Raw genomic sequence first — 18,073 nt, forward strand, 5'->3', positions numbered from 1 at the left:
AGGACCCATCGAACGTCAACGCAAACCGCCGCGCCACGAACGACCGTCGGCGCAGCCACGCGCCGGGTCTGGGTTCCCGAACCCAATGGCAGAGATACGCTCTTCGACAAGGTCGACACCTCAGTTCCCACCAGTCGGCCCTTCAGAATTCGCGAACTCACGGGATACTTCGGTGACTCCGCGCTGGGGGTGGGCTGAGCCGCTGCCATGGGCACCGATCGACGGGATACCGATGAGCGACAGCAGCTGCGTGCGCTGGCTGGTCGTGACGGTGACGGTCACCGTGTCGGCCGTGGCCGTCACCATGCCCGTGACGCCGACGCCGGCGAGGTACCGGCGCGCGAGACCGTCGGCTTCCGCGGGCACCAGCCTCAACGCGCCGGTGGCCCGGTAGGCAGCGAGGTCGATCGCTTGCGCGCCGGCGCGTGCGGCGGATTCTGCCTGGCCGGTGGCTCGGACCTTCGCGGCGAGGGCGAGGCCGCCGTCGAGCCCGAGGCCGGCCAAGGCCATGAGCCCGAGCACCAGCACGACGAGGAACGCCGACACCTGACCTTCGTCTGCTCGCCACCAGCCACAGGGCCGGCGCCGAACAGCCACCGCCGTCGAAGCTGCGGCAGACTGAACAGGACGAAGGTCGCGTGCCGGTGACAGCTCTCCGCTCGTGCTCGGCGGACGAAGCGGCGCAGGACCGCCTCTACCGGACGCGGAGGGGAACGCATGCCGTACTGGTGGCAGATCGCGACTTCGAGTGCAGCAGGGGCGTTGATCACACTTATCGGCGTATTCGTCGGTGCGGCTCTGACTGGCCGAACCCAGCGGCGTCTGTGGAACCGCACGAAGCAGATCGACAGCTGCGCCACCATCCTCGCTGAGGCAACTCGCATCAGCCATGCGCTGGCTGCCAAGTGGCGGCGAGGAACGCCGATCGAGTGGGTGACGTGGAACCAGGCGCTTGCGGCTGTGTGGCTGATCGGTGAGCCGGAAGTCGTCGAGAAGGCGTTGAGCATCGACAAGACCTTCTGGATCCAGAACGACCGGGTCAACCGGGGCGAGATCACGGATGATGCCACTATGGTGTCTACGGGCCGCACAGTGCTTAGCGAGACACGAAGTCGGCACGAACCGCGCGAAACTGCAGAGAACGAACAAACCCTGTAGGCCCGGCCGGTGGAGACCGGAGGGGTCGTCGACCCAAAGATCAAGGTGCAGCAGCGCGCCGTCCATCAACTCCACCTCTTCCCGTGCTGCGTCGCCGAGGCGGCTGTGTGAGCGGCCCCCGCTCTGAAGGTGTCGATGACCTCGCTGGCCGTGGTGCTGAGCGTCCGGCTGCCGGGGACACCGAGAACGAGCGCCTGGCCGAAGTCGACGGTGCAGCGGACGGTGACGATGACGGTGCTGCCCGGGCGCCCCGAGGTCATCGTGCTGACCGCGGGGTCGCGGCAGACCAGCCCGGCGTGTGCCAGCGCCGAGCTGGCGGTCGCCTGGGCCGCGGCGACAGCTGCCGCCGGCGTGCGCTGCAGGCTCGCGGCGCGCGCGGCTTGGTGGGCGACGTCGTCGAGCCGCAGCCGGGCGTCGACGCCGCGGTGGACGACCACGGCGACGAACACCAGCAGCATGACCAGGACCGGCGCGATCAGGATCGCCTCGACGGTCACCGACCCGCGCTCGGCGCGCCACCAGCCGACGCCCCGGCGGGGCTGTGCCGCGGTCATGGAACCGGCTCCGTGGCCGGCAGCTCCCACGGGAACCGTCCAGCGCCTGTCAGGTCGCGGGCCGCGGTGACGTACGCGAAGACGACCCTCGGCAGCTCCTCGGCGACCTCGACGATCAGGCCGATCGACGCGGCGCGCAGCTCAGCCTCGACGGCGCTGGTGTGCTCGACGAGCTCGGCGTGACGAAGCTTGGCTTCCCATTCCCGGGTCAGCGTGACACAGCCCTGGAGGTGGAACAGCAGCTCGCTGAGCAGAGTGTCGAATTCGGCGATCGCCGTGGCGGTCGTGGTCGCGAGGTCGGCTTCGCCTGGCATCGCGACGAGCCGCGCGGCGTGCCGGCGAGCAGGCGCTGTCCGGATCAAGCGTGTCAAAGCGTCCCACACCGCTTCGTGGGCTCGGCCGGGCAGCTCGGGGTCGATCCAGTCGCGTGAAGCCGTGGCATGGAGCTCGCCGGTGAGATCGATCAGGAGCCCGGCCGTGCGGTGCGCAGCTGGGCCGAGGTCGAGGAAGTCGTCACTGCGGAGGAAGAACTCGCCGGGAGATCGTTCCAGGGCGCAGCGACGTCCGTGCTGGTGATCGGTCGCGAGGCAGGCCGCGGTGATGCCCGCGTCGCAAAGGCCGCTCAGCAGCAACGCGATGGCGCCGCCGACCGCGAGCGCGCCGCCGAGAGTCTCGGCGGCGCCCCCACCCAGTACCAGCGCCAGGGTCAGTAGCCCGGCCACGGAACGAGTCGAGAAAAGCCGCGTGAAGAAAGCGCGGTTGACCCACCTTCGCCAGTATTTCGTTGTGACAGCGGGATTCCACAGCATGACGTCGGGGCCGTCGGCGAAGTCGCCAACGGTCACCGCTTCCGGCTTTTCCAGCAGTGACATGGTTCCCCTCCCTTCGATCAGGCGTCCGTCAGAACGCTTACAGATTCGCTTAGGCGGCAGAAGCGCTGGTCATACCGACTCGCAGGCAAGCGCGGGTTCCGGCGATTGCGAGCAGTACCTGATCGTTTGTCGGGATTTCCGACGGACTGTCGACTATTGTGACGCAGGGTCACCGCCAGTGAACCGAAGCCGTGACGTCCTGGCCGGGAGTCTGCAGCGAGGGCCTCGATACGGCATCGGCCAGACTGATGACCATGACCGCCCCTGCTGAGCACCCCGACGCCACGACCGACGAGAAGCGGTGGTTGACCCGAGGCGTCGCCGGAATCGGCACTGCCAGCCTGCTTGCCGATGTCGGCCACGAGGTACCCACCGCGCTGCTGCCGAGTCTGCTCACCAGCACCCTCGGCGCACCCGCCGCCGCGCTCGGACTGATCGAGGGCATCTCCGACGGTCTGGCCGGCGCCGCCCGTCTCGCGGGTGGTGCACTGGCAGATGACCCCGCTCGCCGCCGCAGCATCGCGGTCGGCGGCTACGCCAGCACCGCCGTGCTCGCCTCGCTCACCGGTGCGGCCACCGCCGTCTGGCAGGTCGGCATCCTCCGAGCCGGCGCGTGGGCCGCTCGCGGCCTGCGCGTTCCCGCCCGCAACGCCCTGCTTGCCGACGTGGTCCACCCCAAAGCCTACGGACGCGCCTACGGCTTCGAACGCATGATGGACAACTTCGGCGCGATCTTCGGTCCGCTGCTCGCGCTCGGCCTGGTGGCCGCGGTCGGCGTGCGCTGGGCGATTGGCCTGTCCGTTATCCCCGGCATCCTCGCCGCCGTCGCGATCGTCTACGCCATCCGCCACACCCCGGCAGCCTCGGCGAAAGCCCGGGTACCGTTGCGTATCCGGATCAAGCCCGTCCTGCGCGGCGACCTCGGGCGGCTCATGGGCGCGGTCACAGCGTTCGAGGTCGGCAACGTCGCCGCGACTCTGCTGATCCTGCAAGCCACCCAACTGCTCACCCCAGGCCATGGCACTGACACCGCCACCACCCTCGCTCTGGCGCTCTACACCCTCTACAACATCGCGGCCACCGTCGCCTCGATCCCGGCCGGACGCTTCGCGGACCGTCTGGGCACCCGCGGCCCGATCCGAGTCCTGACCGCCGGAGTCGCACTGTTCGCGTTGGCGTACCTCGGCTTCGCCGTCACCGGCACCAACCTGGTTGTGCTCGCGCTGCCGTTCCTCGCCGCCGGGCTGGCCATCGGCTGTGTCGAGACCGCCCAGCACGCCGCCGTCGCCACACTCGCCCCAGCTGAGATCCGCGGCTCGGCGTTCGGGCTGCTCGCCACGATCCAAGCAGGCGGCAACTTCGTCGCCAGCGCGATCACGGGAGTGCTCTGGACATTCGTCTCGGCGCAGGCAGCGTTCTTCTATCTCACGGCATGGATGGTGCTCGCGCTGGTCGGGCTGGCACTGGCATCCCGGCGACACAGCACAAGTTCCTGAACCGAAGCGGTCGATCGCGCTCATCAACGACCACCACCGCTCAGGTTCCCGCCCGAGACCGCTCCAGAATTCGCGAACCCTGAAACATCCGGAACGAACCTTTCGACTTCGCCTGCGGTTTCGGCGTGCACGTGCAGGTGCACGCCGGGCAGGACCGCAACGACCTCGCCCCGCACGCTGGCCGACGCCGAGGTCGCCGTGCGCTCGACGTCGATCTGCGAGGACCGCAGCGGCCCTTGCGCGAGTTGGTCCAGCAGCTGCCGGCCGGCGGCGTTGCCGGCCGCGGCCGTGCCGTTCTGGACGCGAGCCGCGGCGAGCGCTTCCGCAGCAGCTGCTTGAGCGACGTGGGTCGCGTGTGACCAGAGGGCGAACTGGATGATCGCCAGCAGGGCGAGCAGCAGGAGGGGTGTCGCGATGACCAGCTCGGCCGCGACGGCGCCGTGCTCTCCCGAGTGGACGCGACGAGCGCGCCAAGCCATTGCATTGACCGGATTCGCTGGCATGTCAGCCGCCGAGGCCGAGGTCGATGCTGTTGGCTTTCGCGGTCAGCTTCGCGGCGATGATCGCGATCAGGGCGATGGCCAGCACCGCCATGAGGGCGGTCACGATGACGGTGGTGGTGATCTCGCCGCGGTCGTTGTCCCTGCGCAGCAGAAGAATGCGGGCAGCGACGAGGGTCCAGAGCATTCGACAGTAGGTCAGCATGGCGTGTCTCCTGTGGATGGTCAGAGTCCGTTGAGGACTTGGGTGACGGCCGGGTAGGCGATGAATCCGAGGAAGCCGAGGAACAGCAACGTCACCGGCAAGGCCATGCGTTCGGTGGCGGCCTGGGCATCCGCCTCGGCATCGGCGACCAGGTGTGTACGCAACGCCTTGGCTTTCGCCGCCAGCGAGGTGCGGATCTTGGCTCCTTCGGTACCGGCGAGGGAGATCGATGCGGCGAGCTCGGCGAGCTCGCCGATGTCCAGCTCCTCGCCGAGCCTGCGGAGCGTCGACCACGGGGTGGCGCGGCTCAGCTGGGCGGCGTCCAATGCGCGGCGAAGCTGGGTGAACGCGGGCCCGCGCCCGACCTCGGCGGCTGCGAGGAGCGCAACCTCGACCCCGGCTCCGCCGGCGAGGGTGATCCAGACGAGGTCGAGAAAGACCGACAGCGCGCCACGAAAGTCAGCACGTGCTCGCGCCGCCTTGGCGCGAACCTCAAGGTCAGGAGCAAGGAACCCAGACCCAGCGAGCAGAAACGCAGCAACCAAAGCGACTTCAACGCTGACCGCCACGTCCGCGAGCGCGAGCAGGCCCTGAAGCAGGAGGGGCGTCACCAGGCCGGCGCAGCCGAGGACGACCTTGACGGCAAGGTGCGTGTCGACGCCTCGCCCGAGAACTCGCAGGTCGCGTTCGAGCTTCTCCCCCGGCAGGCCAAGGCTCCGGAGACGGGGAACGAGTGATCGCGCCACGGCCACCGCCCAGCCGGCCTCCGACACGTCCACAACCGGTGCCGCAGCAGAGTCCGCTGACGAGAGGTGCTCGTGAAGCGATGGTTGCGGCGGGATTGCCCAGGCCAGGAGCAGCCACAAGCCGATGCCGGCACCCAGCCCGAGGCAGATGATCGGGATCATGCGCGCTCACCGTCCCACTGAACTGCGGCTCCGGCGTCCGACTCACCGAGCGACAGCACGCGAGAAGCGGCGCGGCCGGCGGCGATCCTGACCAGCCAGCCGAAGCCGGTACCGAACAGGCCGCCGATGGCGAGCAGGACGGCTTGGCCGAGCGCGCTGTCGTAGGCCGTCAGGTAGGCACGGTTGAACACCACGACGCCCACTGCGAAGGCGATCGTGGTGGCCACGACGACCCGCACGGAGGTCCGGGTGCGAGCGCGGCCGGTCTCGACGCGCATCCGCATCGCCGCCTGCGACCGCGCCGTCTCCGCGAGGGAGCCGAGCAACTCGCCGAGCTGCCGCGCCTGGTGCTCAGCGGCCAGCACCAGCGCGGCGATGACCAGGTCTGCAGTCGGGTCGGCCAGTTCCTCCGCCAGCTGCCGCAACGCCGGCGCGAGCCGACGCCCGTTCTGCAGCCGCGACGCCAGACTAGCGACCTCATCGCGGATCGCGGCGGGCGCCAGCGGGGCGGTGGCGAGGATTGCCTGCTCCAGTCCGGCTGCGGCCAAGAGCGTGTCGCGCAGCATCTCCGTCCACGACGCGACCGCCTCGATCCGAGCGACCCGGCGCACATGCGCGCGATCCGGGCCGACCAACCGCGGCAGGAACCAGACCGCCCCGGCCGCGAGCACTCCCCCGACGAGCCACCCGGTCGCGACACCAACCAGCAGACCGGCACCCAGCGCGAGCGCCAGCCGAAGACCCCACGTCCGATCAACCCGCCAAGGCGGCACGGACCGCGGTCGGCGAACCAGCTGAGGCCCGCGGAGGCCGACGAGGACGAACAACAACCCGACGGCAGTGCCGAGCCCTGCCAGGCCGGCCACGACGGTGGTGGTCACGTCGCCCACCACCCGTCCGGCTCGGCCAGCAGCTCGGGATCGAACCCGGCCTCGATGAGGTGGTCCAGGGTGTCCGTGCGGAGCGCTCCGGCGGCTGGGCGAGCCCGGCGGTCGGCGCCGGGGCGATAGACCTCGTTCGAGACGACCGTGCCGCCGTCGGCGTCGACGACCTCGCGGATCGAGGAGATCACCCGGGTCGCGCGATCAGCGGCTTTGTCCAGGTGCACGACGAAGTGCACGCTCGAGGCCACCAGCAGCGCGGTCGCCTCCAAGGACAGCCGCTCCGCGCTCTGCGCGGCGTAGGAGGCGAGCCGGGTGAACGCGATCCTCGAGCTGCTCGCGTGCAAGGTCGCCATCGAGCCGTCGTTGCCCTGGGACATCGCGTTGCACATCGGGATAACTTCGGGCCCGCGAATCTCGCCGACGATGACCCGGTCCGGCGACATCCGCAGCCCCCAGCGGACTAGCTCGGCCTGGCTGACCGCGCCGGCCCCTTCGATGTTCGCCTCGCGGGCCTGGAGAGCCGTGACATCGGCGTGCAACTCGGGGTCGAGCCCGAGGCCAAGTTCGAAGGCGTCTTCGATGGTGACGATGCGCTCCAGTGGGTCCATCTCCGCGGCCATTGCGCGCAGCAAGGTCGTCTTGCCGAACCCGGCGCCGCCGGTGATGAGGATGTTCTTGCGCGCCCGGACGAGTGCACGTAGGAATCGCTCGAGGCCGACGTCGAGGGTGCCGCGGCGACGCAGCTGGGCCAGGCTCGTGGTCAGGTATCCGTGCCGGCGGATCGAGCACGCCGTCACCCCTTCGGCAGTAAGCCCGAGCACCGCGAAGAGGCGCTCGCCACCGGGCAGCTGGAGGTTCAGCGCCGGCGAGCCGCGGTCGAAACGGCGCTCCTCCGACGACGCGCGGGCCGCGAGCGTCCGGACCAGGTCGGTCAGCTCATCGTTCGAGGCCGCGACCGGCGCGACCTGCGCCCGCGAGCCGTCTGCGTACTGGACGAAGACCCGGTCGAACCGGTTGACGTTGATCGTCTCGACCTTCGGATTCGCCAGCAACGGCTGCAGCCCGCCGAGCCCGAAGACCTCGGCGAGGACGGCCTCGGCGATTCGCCTCTCGGCCTCCGGAGGTAGCAGCACGCGGCCGGCCTGCAATTCGGCCTCGCTGTGCGCGGCTCCGGCGGACCGTAGGAGCTCCTGGGCGAGCTCGCGGCGGCGCTCTGCCGTCATCGGGGTGTTCTCCGCTTCGGCTCGGTGCGGCAGCTCGGTGGCGAGCGCGTGGTGGAAGACAGCGCGAAGGCGTGCGTCCGGGCTGGTCGCGGAGGGGCGGCGATGTTCGTCGAGCACGGTCATGGTGAGACCTCCTCTCCAGGCAGGCCGACTTCGTGGAGGTCGGGTGCGATCCGGACCCCGTATGCCGAGACGCGCTGGGGTGGGACGCCCGGCACGTGCTGTCCGACGGCCGGTCCGGGAGTTCCGATCGACGCCCCTCCGGCGGCGAGGGTTCGTGCCACCTCGACGGCGGTTCGGACGAGCCCGCCTTTGTGTGCGCGACCCGGGATCGCGTGACCGGTCAGGCTCGCGGCCGCGGTTGGGTCGTAGGGAATCCGGGCCATGACCGGGATCCCGAGCTCTTGCTCGACTTCCTTTGTCGGGTGGCCCTGGCCCGCGAGGACGAGGGACGGACGAGCGGCTACCCGGCCCAGTTCGTGGATCCGGGCGGCCAGGTGTGCGAGTTCGTCGCTGTGCGTGCCGGCGATCAGGAGCAGCGCATCGGCTTGCCGGATCATCGGCTCCGCCGGCGATCCGGGGTCCAGCCGCCCGCAGTCGGCGAACACCACCACCCCGGGCTCGCGGGCAGCCCGGTGAAGTGGCGAGTCTGCCTGCGCCAAGGTGCTCAAGGCCGCGCGAGCTTGTGGTCCACCGGCTGGTCCGGGAACGACCGGGAGCCCGTCGGCAAGGAGCTGGGTGTGGTTCCAAACGGGATTGGCCTCGACAGGCTGGCGCGCCGCGGCGGCGAGGCTGAGCAGGCCAGGAGAGGGCGCGAGTCCGAAGCGCTGGCCAAGGTCTCCGCCGGCCGGGTCGCACTCGACCACCACCCGGCGGATGGTGGCTGGCCAGTTCGCGGCCAGAGCGACGGTGAAGGTGGTGACGCCGGGCGAACCCTTCACGCTGGTCAGGACGATCAACATCAGCGCTCACCACCCGCGAGCATAACCAGCGTGACCTGCCCGGCCGGCACTCGCGCGAGCGCCGGCGCGGTGGCGCTGGGCATCTGCAGCGAGATCACCGTCGTCTGGTCGCTCTCAGCCCGTGCCACGCCGGTCACCGTCGCCGGCCAGGTCGGCCCGTCGCCGCTGCCTTGCACGGCTGGAAGCGCAGCCGTCGGCGTAGACGCCGCGACCACGACGAGGACGGGAGCTCCCGGAGCGAGCTCGAGCGGGAACTGGCCTGCCTTGAGACCCACCGCCACGACGGCCTGGCCGGAGGCGGGGATCATCGACGGCCCGAGGCTGCCCCGGGTGAGCAGCGCGCCGGCGGTCAAGCTGGTCGCCATCGGCCTGCCGAGCACGGTGGCCGCTTGGCCGGCCGGAATGGTGGCAACCCCGTCAGCCGCAGAGATTTCGACCTGGTGGACGTCTGCCGGCTCGAGAACGTGCCCGACGCTCACGGGCCGGGCAATCGCCAGCACCGAAACGCGGCCTTGAGCGCCGGCTGCCCACCACAGCGCCCCGCCGACGCAAACCACGACGAGCAGCACGCCCACCAGCAGATGCGGCAAGCGCCGCCGCGTCCGGCGACCGGGCGGTACGGCAGCGAGCCGGCCGTTCTTCCCCAACCACGCCACGGAACCCACGTCGGCTCCTGAGCTACATTGACTCGTACTGGTCATGACGTGCCTCCCCAGGCATGGTTCGACCGCACCGCGCATCACCGAAAGCGTTGACGCGCAGCAAGAATTGGATTCGGTTGTTCGCGGAAATGGTTCGTCAGCGGTGACCGGTACCGAGCGCCTGCACTTCCGCGACTCGGAAGGCCGCGGTTGCCGAAGTGGTCAGGTCCGGGAACGTGCCGCTGGCTCCGGCCCCCGACCAGGTCACCGTCCAGTGCACGGTCGCCTTGACGGCGAAATGTTGCCCTGGCGCCGCGGCGGACGATCGGCGGTAGGTGTGGCCGCAGTCAGGTGAAGGCGCCCGCGGATCTCCAGCGGCTGGGTAGGGAGTGCCGGGACCCGAGCAGGTCACGTCCTCACCGTCGCCCATCGACCACGAGACCATGGCCGGCACGGCTACCGCGGTGACCGACACTCCTGGTACAGCAACGGTGGCTTGCCGCGTATCCCAGCTGCTGCGATCCAGCCACATCCAGGTCGACAGGCTCACGAGCTTGTCGCCGGGCGGATTCGCCTCGATCCGGGGTGTCGGCAACCGCAGCTGGGCCCGCGCCTGGTCGGCCAGCTCTTGCGGTGAAGGCGACGCGGCGGCCGCTGGCACTTGGCCATCGGGAAGCCAAATCGGAACCCGGTACAGGCCGTCGTGTACGCCTGGGCCGGAACACCGATAGACGTACCAGGCGCCCGCCGGCTGTTGACGCCTGAACTCCGCAAAAACCACCGAGGCGCCGTTTCGCCGCACGTCGCGGAACACGATGGTCTGCACGCCGTTCGCCGGCGGCTGGTAGTTGCTCCGGACGTACGAACACTTCGCCGTGGTGTCGTTGCCACCGATGATGCTGTCGCCCCAAGGCTGCTGTTGTCCCGGCATCGGCTGGGGACGCGCCGGCTTACCCGGAGCCACAGGCGGCTGCGGCGCCCTCCCGCCGTTGCGACCGGCTCCGAGATCGCAGTACGGCGAAGACTCCTGGGCGCAATCGACTGACCCCCAGCCACCGGCCATGGCTTCTGCGGCCGAAGCCAAGAGCATTGCGACCACTACCCCGCCGACAACTGGGGCTCGCATCAACACGTGCCCACGTCCTGGATCGCAAAGTCGACGACTTTCCAGGAGCCGTCCACCGCCTTCTTCACCATGGCATTGATGTGGCGCCGCCCGGCAGGGCCGTCATTGGCAGGTTGACCGGTATCGGCACGGTATTTGAGCCATTGGCTGTCGTCGCCGCAGTCCACAAGGTTCACTGTCGTCGGAGCCGCCGCAGGCTCGACGGACTCGACGGTGGGGTGGTTGACGGGATGCCCCTTGGTGACGAGGCCGTTGAAGTGATCGGCGTAGAGGCCGCGGGAGATCCTCGACAGCGCGTCGGCTGTCGCGTTCTGCGCGAGTTTGGGCGACTGCCAGTCCGAAGTCACGGCCGCGGCCGCCATGTCGTGCCACATGCCGAGGTAGGCGGCCGTCGCGCGCTCCTTCGCCAGGTCGGCCGGGTGCGGGACCACGGTTGTGGCCGCCGACGTGCTCGACGACGCCGTCGGCCGGCTCGGTTCGGTTGCGCTGCAGCCCCCGAGCAGGACGACGGCCGCAGACGAGGCGACGGTGATACGGACGGTTTCACGCAGGTTCATGGATTCCCCTCCCGTTACGATGATCAGCTGGCCGCCGGGCCTGGAACACCACCGCGGCGGAGGTTCACTCGTTGGTAGGACGAGCGATGCGCCGGAGCGTCGCGCCGGCCGGCATGGCTCCGCGGGGACGGCGATCAGCGCGAGCGGAATGCCTACGCCTACGTCTTGACGCTCGGCGCCCCGCTGGCGGTCATCGACTGGATCGAACATCGGTTACCTCGGATCGTTGTGCTTGCACAGCTGGCCGGTACCGCTCTGGGGTTTGGCGATCAACGCCGACGCGGAGGGCGCCGCAGAGGGGGCAAGGACGCCCACCGCGTCGACTGGCCGAGGACTGGAGACGTCCTCAAGTCTGTGGTTACGCCGGGCCCTCGTAGCCCGGATAGCAACCGATGCCGCCGTTCCACCAAGCGCCGGTCACCCTCCACCGGATGACGGGCTGCAGGTTGGTCGTCCCGGGACCGACGCAGTAGTGGTAGACGTTGCCCCAGATGTCCTGGACGTCCAGATCCACCCGAGATCCGGTGCCACCGTCACAGTGCCGGTATTCACCCCAGCCCAGGTAGCCACACTGCTCGCGGAGCTGGACGTCAGGTGCGGCAGCCGCGGGATTTGCGGCGACCACGCATGCGGCCACAGCCGCTACCGAGACGCCCAGAACACGGGAGAGCTTGGAGTGCAGAGTTCGCGGCCTCATCGTTCCTCCATGGATTTCCTTGAGCCAGAAGAAATTTCGATGGCTCCGATAAATCCACTTTGGACCTCAAACACACCTCCGAGGAACTGATCTAGCAACCCAGCGTTGTCCTGATTCAGTGCCGCTGCTGTGCCGATCGTGTCAAGCCGATAATCCTTTTCAAGATCGAGCGTCAGCGCGGAGGAGTGGTTCCCCGCCGGTCCAGGGCGGTCTTCGCCGTGCATGGGACTTCACCGGACTGGACCTGGTCCCACGAGGGACGCCAGACCAGCGTCGCCCCCTGCACCCGGGAGCCCAGCAGGCAGTCGGTCCCATAGGTCGACCGGTCGCCCGCCTGGTACGCGACGCCGACATCGGCTCCACGCAGGGCGACATCCTGCACCGGTGGCTGCTCCGGGGTCTGCTTGTCGGGATTGACCGGCCGCGGTCCCGGCATCGACCGCGCCAACACGGCGAGCACGTCGCTTTCGTTCACAGCAGCGGGAAGTCCGGTGAGCACGGACCGCAAAGCGGGGTCGAAGCCGTCCGGCACCTCCCGCAGCGGGATCGGCGGCGGGTCCACTGGCGTCGCCCCCGCCGGGCAGTCCCGCCGGCTCGGCTCGCGAACAAGCCCGCGGAAGTTGAAGCCGACGTCGTAGCACGCCGTCACCGGCTGCTCGGGGAACCACTCGTCCTGGGATCCGTCGTGGTGCACCCGGAAGACGAGCCTCATCGTGACTGCCTCCGGATCGTCCGAAGGGGTGTCACGCATCTCGACCACCGCGAAGCTCGGCGAGGGGCCGCGCGCCGCGTCGAGCGCCTTCCGCGCATACCGGGCCGCCGAGGTCTGGGGCGGCGAGTCGATCTCCGCCGCCACCTGCCTGGCGACCTTGTCGGTCTCCGCGTCCCCCGGCGCACACGCGACCAGCACCGCCGCACAAAGCACGGAAAGGCACGCCACACCGACGATCCTCACCGAACCGAGGGTACGCGGACCACACCCGCAGCGTGACGATTCGCTAGGCAGTGGCTGAGATCTGTCGTGTCCAACCTGCCGATCCGACGCTACGCGCCTCCAAGGAAGCCAACCGCGTGCGAACATCCAAAGCCCGTACGTCGCGGATAGCGTCGAGGATCTCAAGGCTCTGCAGGTACGTTTCGCGCGCTTGCTCGACTTGCCCCAGCTGGTGGAGCGCCTCCGCTCGCGAGATCAGTGTCTCGGCGGCTCCCCAGCGCTGCCAGCTCCGGCCGCGGACAGCCAGGGCCTCGTCGAAGTGCTTGAGCGCCGACCGGTGGTGGCCGTGCCGGCTGAGCAGCACACCGATCCGTTGGTGCGCGATGCCGAGGATGGCTTTCGACGTGAACGCCTGCGCGCGGTGCAGGGCGTCGAGGGCGTACTCCATCGCCTTGTCCGCCTGGCCGACGAGGTCACAAGCGCCGGCGAGGGCCGCCCGGTTCACCGCCAGCCCGATCTTGGTCCCGGAATCCGCGAACAAGCGATCGGCGAGTTCGTGGACTTCGCGCGACTCCTCGGTACGCCCGCAATCGGCGTAGGCGAGCCCGAGCCCATAGGCGGTCCATGCGCGTGACCGGTCGTCGCCGAGTTCGGCGTGACGGCGAAGCGCCTCTTCGAGGTGCAGGATGCCCTCGTCGGTCCGGCCCAGCTCGTGTTCGACCCAGCCGAGTGCCTCAAGGCTTCGAGCGATCCCGGCCTCGCTGCCGGCCGCATGTGCCGCGGCGAGGCCGTCATGGGCCGCGACCAACCAGGTGTTCCAGCTGCGGGTCAGCACGAAGTACGGCAGGAACGCCGTCGGCAGCTGCCACAAGATGTCCTTCGCGCCGTAGGTCCGGGCGTTGCGCGCGACCTGCAGGGCAGTCGATACCTCATGCTCGCACCAGGCCATCGCGGACTCGAACCCGCGCGCCTTGAACGACATCGATTCGACTCCGGACAGGTTCCGCGGGGTAAGGCCGCTGTCCGCCCAGTTGGGGATCAACGTGTTATTCGCTTCCCACGCTGCGGCGGCGTACCACCGCAGTGTCCGGTCATGAGCCCGCTCGACCTCGGAGAGCTTCTCCTCCACCAGAGCCCGTTGGTGTGCGTAAGCCCGCAGGAGAACGCTGATCCGGTACCGGCCATCCGGCAACGTCTCCAGCAGGTGTGCCTCGGCCAGGATCCGGAGGGCCTGTTCCGCGCGCTCGACTTCCAGGTCGGCGAGCACGGCGGCCGCCTCGGGCCCGATGACGTTGGCCGGGTCGATGCCGAGGTACCGGAACACCCGCCTGACCGTCGCCGGCAGCGCCAGGTACGAGATGTCGATGACGCCGTGGATGTTCACCGCCGAATCGTTCGACGTGAAGAGATCGAGGCGTGTCTTCTCGGAGTCCAGGCGCTCGGCCAGCTCGGTCAAGGACGTCTCACGGTGCCGCTGCAGGTGCTCGGCAGCGACGAGAACGGTCATGGGCAAGCGGCCGCACCGCTCGACGATGAGGTCGGCAGCGGCTGCGCTGGCTCGCACGCGGGCCTCGCCGATGCGACGTCCGAGCAGTTCGAGCGCTTGTCCGGCAGTCAGGGGCGGCAACTCGATGACGGTGCCGCCCGTGCGCGCCAGCAGCCCGGACTGCCGTTCCCGGCTGGTGGCCAGCACGACGCTGCCGGCACCGGGCAGGAGCCACTCGGCTTGCTGGTAGTCGGCGACGTTGTCGAGGAGCACGATCGCGGGCCGCTCGGCGAGCAGCGAGCGGTACCGGGCGACTCGAGCCTGCAGGCTGGACGTCCCGAGCTCGGCCGGGCTGACACCGAGCGCGAGCAGGAACCCGTCCAGGACCTCTCCCGGATCGGCTGGTGCGCCGGGGGCGAGACCTCGCAGGTCGGCGAACAAGCACCCACCTGGGAAGCGCGCTTGGACGCCGGCGGCCCAGTGCACCGCGAGCGCGGTCTTGCCCGTCCAGAAGCCGCCTTCGATGACGATGGTGGCTGTGGCTCCCGGGCGGCCCTGCGTCACCAGCGTGTGGTCCATGGCCTGCAGCTGCTCCTCACGACCAACGAAGTCTGCGGGAGCGGCTGGCAGCTGGACGGGACGCGCAAACGGGCTCGTGTCGCCGCGTTGTGCTGCCGCGATCTTGTCCAGCTCGCCGTCGGCCGCCAGTGCGGTGTCGAGGTCGTGCACTACCGCCGGCAGGAGCGTGCGGTGGCCGTGTAGCAGCTTCGAGAGGTAGCTCGCGCTGTAGCCGGCCTTTGTCGCGACCTCGCCGAGTGTGAGACCTCGTTCTCTCCGCTTGCGGTGCACCGCCGCTGCGAAGCTGTCGATTGTCCTCATCGCGCCTCCCCGCGCACCAGATCGCGTCGGATGACGCGTCTACCTGGGCGGGGACCCGATCGAGCGACAACGGGCTTCAGCAGTTCCTGAGCTTCCCGGTGTCCGATACCTTGGAATGATCAACAAGAACGGTACGAAACGCCGGACGGAGAGTCAACCAAACCGGACGCACTGCGACCAATAGTCCAGTATTTCGGACTCGGTTCCGAAGGAGGTGGGCGTGTCCGAACTAACCGAATCTGAGCTCGGCGCCGTGGAACCATTCGGAGTCCTGCTGGAGCGACTGATCCGCCTGAAGAAGCACGACGACGGGCGACCCTACACGGTGGCTGAGGTCGCCGAAGAGGTCAGCATTTCCAAGAGCCACCTCTACGGCTTAATCAAGGGCTCCAACGAGCCCAGCCTTCGACTGACGCAGCTGCTCGCCACGAATCTCGGGGTCGAACTCGAATACTTCGGCACCAGCCAGCGCGCCCGCGAGATCCAGGGCCAGTACGCCATCCTCGCCCGGCTGTCCAGGCAAGGCATCAGCGACCTCGCCTTCCGGGCGAGTGAGCTGTCACCGAACGCCCTGTCCACCGTCCTGGACTTCATCGACTTCCAGGCCAGCCGCGACGGCGAAAATCACACGTCCGGATGACTTGCCGTCCAAGGTGCCGAACACTGCGTCTGATCTGCGACGATCGTGAAAGTTGATCAACAACGGGCTGGGAGGACCGTCGTGAGCAACCTGGTTCAGCGCGTGCGTCGCGCTCAGCGAACAGCCGGCCTGCGGCGCAGGCTGCGATCCGAGCTTCGAGCCGCCGGTGTCGAAGGCCCGACGCCGATGGCCGAGATCTGTACCCGGCTCGGCGAACACCGTGGAAAACCGATCCGCCTGCTGGGCGTCCCGATGGAGGTCCCGGGACCGTTCGGCCTGTGGATCAAGACGACGGCGGCCGACATCATCCTCTACCAGCGGGCGGGCACGACGCGGTTCCACCAGGAGCACATCATCGCCCACGAACTCGGCCACCTTCTTGCCGATCACCCTTCGGACGAGGGCGACGACGCGATGTGGCGCCAGCTGCTGCCCGACATCCCGCCGGATGTCATCCGCAAAGCTCTGCGCCGCCGCACCTCCTACGAGAACGAGTACGAGCAGGAAGCCGAGGCACTTGCGACCGTCCTGCTGGAGGCCATCGTCAAGGCCCAGGAAATCAGCCTGCCGGGACGGTCGCCGCGGGCTCGACGCGCACAGACCTCCCTCGGCGATCCGGTCGATGTGCTGTGAACCTGACGAACTTCCTCCTGCTCGTGCTGGCCTGGTTCCTCTACCGGCTGGCTCGTTCCCCGCGTGACCCGGCGCTCTGGGCGGTCGTCGTCTGCGTGACCTTCCAACTGCTCGGCGCCTCAACTTTCGTCACGTTCGTCCGGGCAGTGTTCGGCGAGTTGCCCGCGTCCAGCACCGTGAAGCTGCTGACGAACCTCGCGCTGAGCACCTCGCGCTACGCCCTGCTGCTGTTCTTCCTGCTTTCGGCCGGCGGTTCATGGCGGCGAGTCCGCATCGAAACGGCCACCCTCGTCAGCGTCTGGCTGGCGATGACGGCCGCGATTCTCGCGCTTCCCTCCGGACTCCGCGACACCGCGTACCCGCTGACCGGGGTCCTGCCGAACAACATGAGCCACCCCGGGGTGGCGCCGTTCTACATCATCACCGACAGCTACACCTTCTACGCCACTGTGCAGACGAGCCGCTGGGCCCTCCGGTACGCCGCCGAGTCCGGCCGTCGCGCCCGCTTCGGCCTCCGCGTTGTCGCCTTCGCACTCGTCTGCGCAGCGATCACAACCGGCACCCGAGCCGTCGTCACGATCGTCCGCTGGGCCGGCCATCCCGGTTTCGGGTATCCGGTGACGCAGCTGACCAACCGGCTGGCTCCAATCAGTATCTTCTTGTTCCTCGCCGGCGTGTTCTCCATCGGTCTCGCGGCGCGCTTCGCCGCCCTGAAGACCTGGCTGCGCCGACGCCGCGCTTACGCCGAGCTCTGGCCGCTGTGGCGCGCATTGCACGCCGTGTTCCCGGCCGACACCCTCGACCACGCGCCGCGGCAAGCTTGGCTGGAAACGCTGCTCCCCCACCAGGTCGGCCACCGCTACTGGCGACGCGTAATCGAGATCCGCGACGGCCTCCTCCAGCTCAGCCCACAGCTGCTCGACGCGGGCTTCGACCCGAACCACCCGGCCGACGAGCAGCTCGGTGTCTTCCGGCGCGCACTCCAACACCAGGCTGGCGGCCGCCGACCAGCCAACCGGACAGCCGTGCTCGTCGCGGCGCCCGACGACGCCGGCATCAACTCCGATGTCCGGCAGCTCATCCACCTCTCGCGGGCACTGGCCCGGGAAGGAGCGTCGTGACCACCCCCTCGAACGCCGAGATCGGCCACCGCAACCAGCAGATGCTCGAGCGGATCCGCTCGCAAGAGCCACAGCCCCACCGCGAGGGCCACTATGCGCTGCGGGTCATGACGGTCGCCGGCCGCACCAGCGGCCAGCCACGATCGGTGCCGATCGCCCTGATGCAGCTCGGCGGGGTCCAGTACGTCTGCTCGCCGGACCGCCGTCGCGACTGGGTGCGCAACCTACTCGCGGCCGGCCGATGCGTCGTCGAGCCCGACGAGCACGAGCTTCGCGACGCCGAACTGGTCGAAGACGAAGACGGGGCCACCGCGGTCGCCCGCTACCTGGGCCGTCTCCCCCGGGTCTCCGACGAATGGCCCTTCCCCGGCGACGCCCCGCTGGAACAGGTTCTGCCGTTCATGCAGCAGATCGCCGTGTTCCAGCTGCACCTTCCCGCCTGAAACGTCCCCCGCCGTGCGACAGCAGCTTCTCGCCGCCGACCAGGTCCTCCCCGGCCCGGCCGGCCGCCGGATCCACAACGGAGCCGTGCTCCTCTAGGACGGCACCATCCGCGCAGTCGGGCCCCGCGCAGCCGTCGAAGGAATCGCCTCCCCC

The 18,073-nt window shown here is 69.2% G+C and carries 21 protein-coding genes; 6 read left to right on the plus strand and 15 right to left on the minus strand.

Annotated features, from left to right (window positions below; all coding sequences use genetic code 11):
• Positions 1-120 precede the first annotated feature (120 nt).
• Positions 121-546, minus strand: a complete 426-nt coding sequence (locus tag A3CE_RS0104105; protein ID WP_020638792.1) for a pilus assembly protein TadG-related protein — start codon at positions 544-546, stop codon at positions 121-123.
• Between the two features lie 171 nt (positions 547-717).
• Here A3CE_RS0104105 and A3CE_RS0104110 point away from each other — a divergent pair, with 171 nt between their 5' ends.
• A complete protein-coding gene (locus A3CE_RS0104110) occupies positions 718-1,158 on the plus strand; it encodes a hypothetical protein (protein ID WP_020638793.1) in 441 nt (146 codons plus the stop codon).
• Positions 1,159-1,223: 65 nt separating this feature from the next.
• On the opposite strand, the gene A3CE_RS0104115 is transcribed toward A3CE_RS0104110, so the two are convergent.
• Together A3CE_RS0104115 and A3CE_RS53275 are read right to left on the minus strand one after the other, a co-directional pair.
• Positions 1,224-1,712 (minus strand): TadE/TadG family type IV pilus assembly protein, encoded by a 489-nt coding sequence (locus A3CE_RS0104115; RefSeq protein WP_020638794.1) that lies wholly within the window; start codon positions 1,710-1,712, stop codon positions 1,224-1,226.
• Positions 1,709-2,584: a hypothetical protein gene (locus A3CE_RS53275; RefSeq protein ID WP_020638795.1), complete on the minus strand. Its 876-nt coding sequence runs from the start codon at positions 2,582-2,584 to the stop codon at positions 1,709-1,711. The genes A3CE_RS0104115 and A3CE_RS53275 overlap by 4 nt, the downstream gene beginning before the upstream one ends.
• Before the next feature lie 254 nt (positions 2,585-2,838).
• Here A3CE_RS53275 and A3CE_RS0104125 point away from each other — a divergent pair, with 254 nt between their 5' ends.
• On the plus strand, positions 2,839-4,080 hold the full coding sequence (locus tag A3CE_RS0104125; RefSeq protein WP_125592193.1) for an MFS transporter: 1,242 nt from the start codon (positions 2,839-2,841) through the stop codon (positions 4,078-4,080).
• A gap of 23 nt (positions 4,081-4,103) precedes the next feature.
• Here the strand turns inward: A3CE_RS0104125 and A3CE_RS0104130 are convergent, their stop codons facing one another.
• The 12 genes from A3CE_RS0104130 to A3CE_RS0104180 all read right to left on the minus strand — a co-directional run bounded on the left by A3CE_RS0104130 (position 4,104) and on the right by A3CE_RS0104180 (position 15,082).
• The gene (locus A3CE_RS0104130; RefSeq protein WP_020638797.1) at positions 4,104-4,559 is read right to left on the minus strand and encodes a TadE/TadG family type IV pilus assembly protein; all 456 of its coding nucleotides are present in this window, start codon (positions 4,557-4,559) and stop codon (positions 4,104-4,106) included.
• Between the two features lie 25 nt (positions 4,560-4,584).
• Complete coding sequence (locus tag A3CE_RS0104135; protein WP_026468127.1) at positions 4,585-4,785, minus strand: hypothetical protein; 201 nt, start codon at positions 4,783-4,785, stop codon at positions 4,585-4,587.
• 20 nt (positions 4,786-4,805) lie between these two features.
• Positions 4,806-5,693, minus strand: a complete 888-nt coding sequence (locus tag A3CE_RS0104140) for a type II secretion system F family protein (protein ID WP_020638799.1) — start codon at positions 5,691-5,693, stop codon at positions 4,806-4,808.
• Positions 5,690-6,583 carry a type II secretion system F family protein gene (locus A3CE_RS0104145; RefSeq protein WP_020638800.1) on the minus strand — a complete coding sequence of 298 codons (894 nt, stop codon included), beginning with the start codon at positions 6,581-6,583 and terminating at the stop codon, positions 5,690-5,692. The genes A3CE_RS0104140 and A3CE_RS0104145 overlap by 4 nt, the downstream gene beginning before the upstream one ends.
• Positions 6,571-7,923 (minus strand): TadA family conjugal transfer-associated ATPase, encoded by a 1,353-nt coding sequence (locus A3CE_RS0104150; RefSeq protein WP_020638801.1) that lies wholly within the window; start codon positions 7,921-7,923, stop codon positions 6,571-6,573. The genes A3CE_RS0104145 and A3CE_RS0104150 overlap by 13 nt, the downstream gene beginning before the upstream one ends.
• Entirely contained in the window at positions 7,920-8,762 is an 843-nt protein-coding gene (locus tag A3CE_RS54710) for a MinD/ParA family ATP-binding protein (RefSeq protein ID WP_084641248.1), read from the minus strand. Before A3CE_RS54710 ends, A3CE_RS0104150 begins: the two co-directional genes overlap by 4 nt.
• Positions 8,762-9,427 (minus strand): hypothetical protein, encoded by a 666-nt coding sequence (locus tag A3CE_RS0104160; RefSeq protein WP_020638803.1) that lies wholly within the window; start codon positions 9,425-9,427, stop codon positions 8,762-8,764. The genes A3CE_RS54710 and A3CE_RS0104160 overlap by 1 nt, the downstream gene beginning before the upstream one ends.
• Positions 9,428-9,560: 133 nt before the next feature.
• Positions 9,561-10,334, minus strand: a complete 774-nt coding sequence (locus A3CE_RS54715; protein ID WP_245589421.1) for a hypothetical protein — start codon at positions 10,332-10,334, stop codon at positions 9,561-9,563.
• Between the two features lie 194 nt (positions 10,335-10,528).
• A complete protein-coding gene (locus A3CE_RS0104165) occupies positions 10,529-11,086 on the minus strand; it encodes a hypothetical protein (protein ID WP_020638804.1) in 558 nt (185 codons plus the stop codon).
• 358 nt (positions 11,087-11,444) lie between these two features.
• On the minus strand, positions 11,445-11,783 hold the full coding sequence (locus A3CE_RS56055) for a DUF6355 family natural product biosynthesis protein (protein WP_125592189.1): 339 nt from the start codon (positions 11,781-11,783) through the stop codon (positions 11,445-11,447).
• A 172-nt stretch (positions 11,784-11,955) separates the two neighbouring features.
• Positions 11,956-12,738: a hypothetical protein gene (locus A3CE_RS0104175; protein ID WP_245589422.1), complete on the minus strand. Its 783-nt coding sequence runs from the start codon at positions 12,736-12,738 to the stop codon at positions 11,956-11,958.
• 43 nt (positions 12,739-12,781) lie between these two features.
• A complete protein-coding gene (locus A3CE_RS0104180) occupies positions 12,782-15,082 on the minus strand; it encodes a helix-turn-helix domain-containing protein (protein WP_020638807.1) in 2,301 nt (766 codons plus the stop codon).
• Between the two features lie 220 nt (positions 15,083-15,302).
• On the opposite strand from A3CE_RS0104180, the gene A3CE_RS0104185 reads away from it, so the two are divergent.
• The 4 genes from A3CE_RS0104185 (at position 15,303) to A3CE_RS0104200 (ending at position 17,919) form a co-directional block, all read left to right on the plus strand.
• Positions 15,303-15,722: a helix-turn-helix domain-containing protein gene (locus A3CE_RS0104185; protein ID WP_020638808.1), complete on the plus strand. Its 420-nt coding sequence runs from the start codon at positions 15,303-15,305 to the stop codon at positions 15,720-15,722.
• An 81-nt stretch (positions 15,723-15,803) separates the two neighbouring features.
• Positions 15,804-16,355: a hypothetical protein gene (locus A3CE_RS0104190; RefSeq protein ID WP_245589423.1), complete on the plus strand. Its 552-nt coding sequence runs from the start codon at positions 15,804-15,806 to the stop codon at positions 16,353-16,355.
• On the plus strand, positions 16,352-17,476 hold the full coding sequence (locus tag A3CE_RS53285; RefSeq protein ID WP_020638810.1) for an MAB_1171c family putative transporter: 1,125 nt from the start codon (positions 16,352-16,354) through the stop codon (positions 17,474-17,476). The genes A3CE_RS0104190 and A3CE_RS53285 overlap by 4 nt, the downstream gene beginning before the upstream one ends.
• Entirely contained in the window at positions 17,473-17,919 is a 447-nt protein-coding gene (locus tag A3CE_RS0104200) for a PNPOx family protein (protein ID WP_020638811.1), read from the plus strand. Before A3CE_RS53285 ends, A3CE_RS0104200 begins: the two co-directional genes overlap by 4 nt.
• Positions 17,920-18,073: the final 154 nt, after the last annotated feature.

Source organism: Amycolatopsis balhimycina FH 1894 (genome assembly GCF_000384295.1).
Classification (GTDB): Bacteria; Actinomycetota; Actinomycetes; order Mycobacteriales; family Pseudonocardiaceae; genus Amycolatopsis; species Amycolatopsis balhimycina.

Bases quoted from the DNA above. Each gene is read 5' to 3' on its own strand.
- A3CE_RS0104150 (WP_020638801.1), bottom strand. From the start codon at position 7,923: ATGACCGTGCTCGACGAACATCGCCGCCCCTCCGCGACCAGCCCGGAC.
- A3CE_RS56055 (WP_125592189.1), bottom strand. From the start codon at position 11,783: ATGAGGCCGCGAACTCTGCACTCCAAGCTCTCCCGTGTTCTGGGCGTC.
- A3CE_RS54710 (WP_084641248.1), bottom strand. From the start codon at position 8,762: ATGTTGATCGTCCTGACCAGCGTGAAGGGTTCGCCCGGCGTCACCACC.
- A3CE_RS0104130 (WP_020638797.1), bottom strand. From the start codon at position 4,559: ATGGCTTGGCGCGCTCGTCGCGTCCACTCGGGAGAGCACGGCGCCGTC.
- A3CE_RS0104135 (WP_026468127.1), bottom strand. From the start codon at position 4,785: ATGCTGACCTACTGTCGAATGCTCTGGACCCTCGTCGCTGCCCGCATT.
- A3CE_RS0104125 (WP_125592193.1), top strand. From the start codon at position 2,839: ATGACCGCCCCTGCTGAGCACCCCGACGCCACGACCGACGAGAAGCGG.
- A3CE_RS54715 (WP_245589421.1), bottom strand. From the start codon at position 10,334: ATGCCGGGACAACAGCAGCCTTGGGGCGACAGCATCATCGGTGGCAAC.
- A3CE_RS0104110 (WP_020638793.1), top strand. From the start codon at position 718: ATGCCGTACTGGTGGCAGATCGCGACTTCGAGTGCAGCAGGGGCGTTG.
- A3CE_RS0104115 (WP_020638794.1), bottom strand. From the start codon at position 1,712: ATGACCGCGGCACAGCCCCGCCGGGGCGTCGGCTGGTGGCGCGCCGAG.
- A3CE_RS0104180 (WP_020638807.1), bottom strand. From the start codon at position 15,082: ATGAGGACAATCGACAGCTTCGCAGCGGCGGTGCACCGCAAGCGGAGA.
- A3CE_RS0104165 (WP_020638804.1), bottom strand. From the start codon at position 11,086: ATGAACCTGCGTGAAACCGTCCGTATCACCGTCGCCTCGTCTGCGGCC.
- A3CE_RS0104140 (WP_020638799.1), bottom strand. From the start codon at position 5,693: ATGATCCCGATCATCTGCCTCGGGCTGGGTGCCGGCATCGGCTTGTGG.
- A3CE_RS53275 (WP_020638795.1), bottom strand. From the start codon at position 2,584: ATGTCACTGCTGGAAAAGCCGGAAGCGGTGACCGTTGGCGACTTCGCC.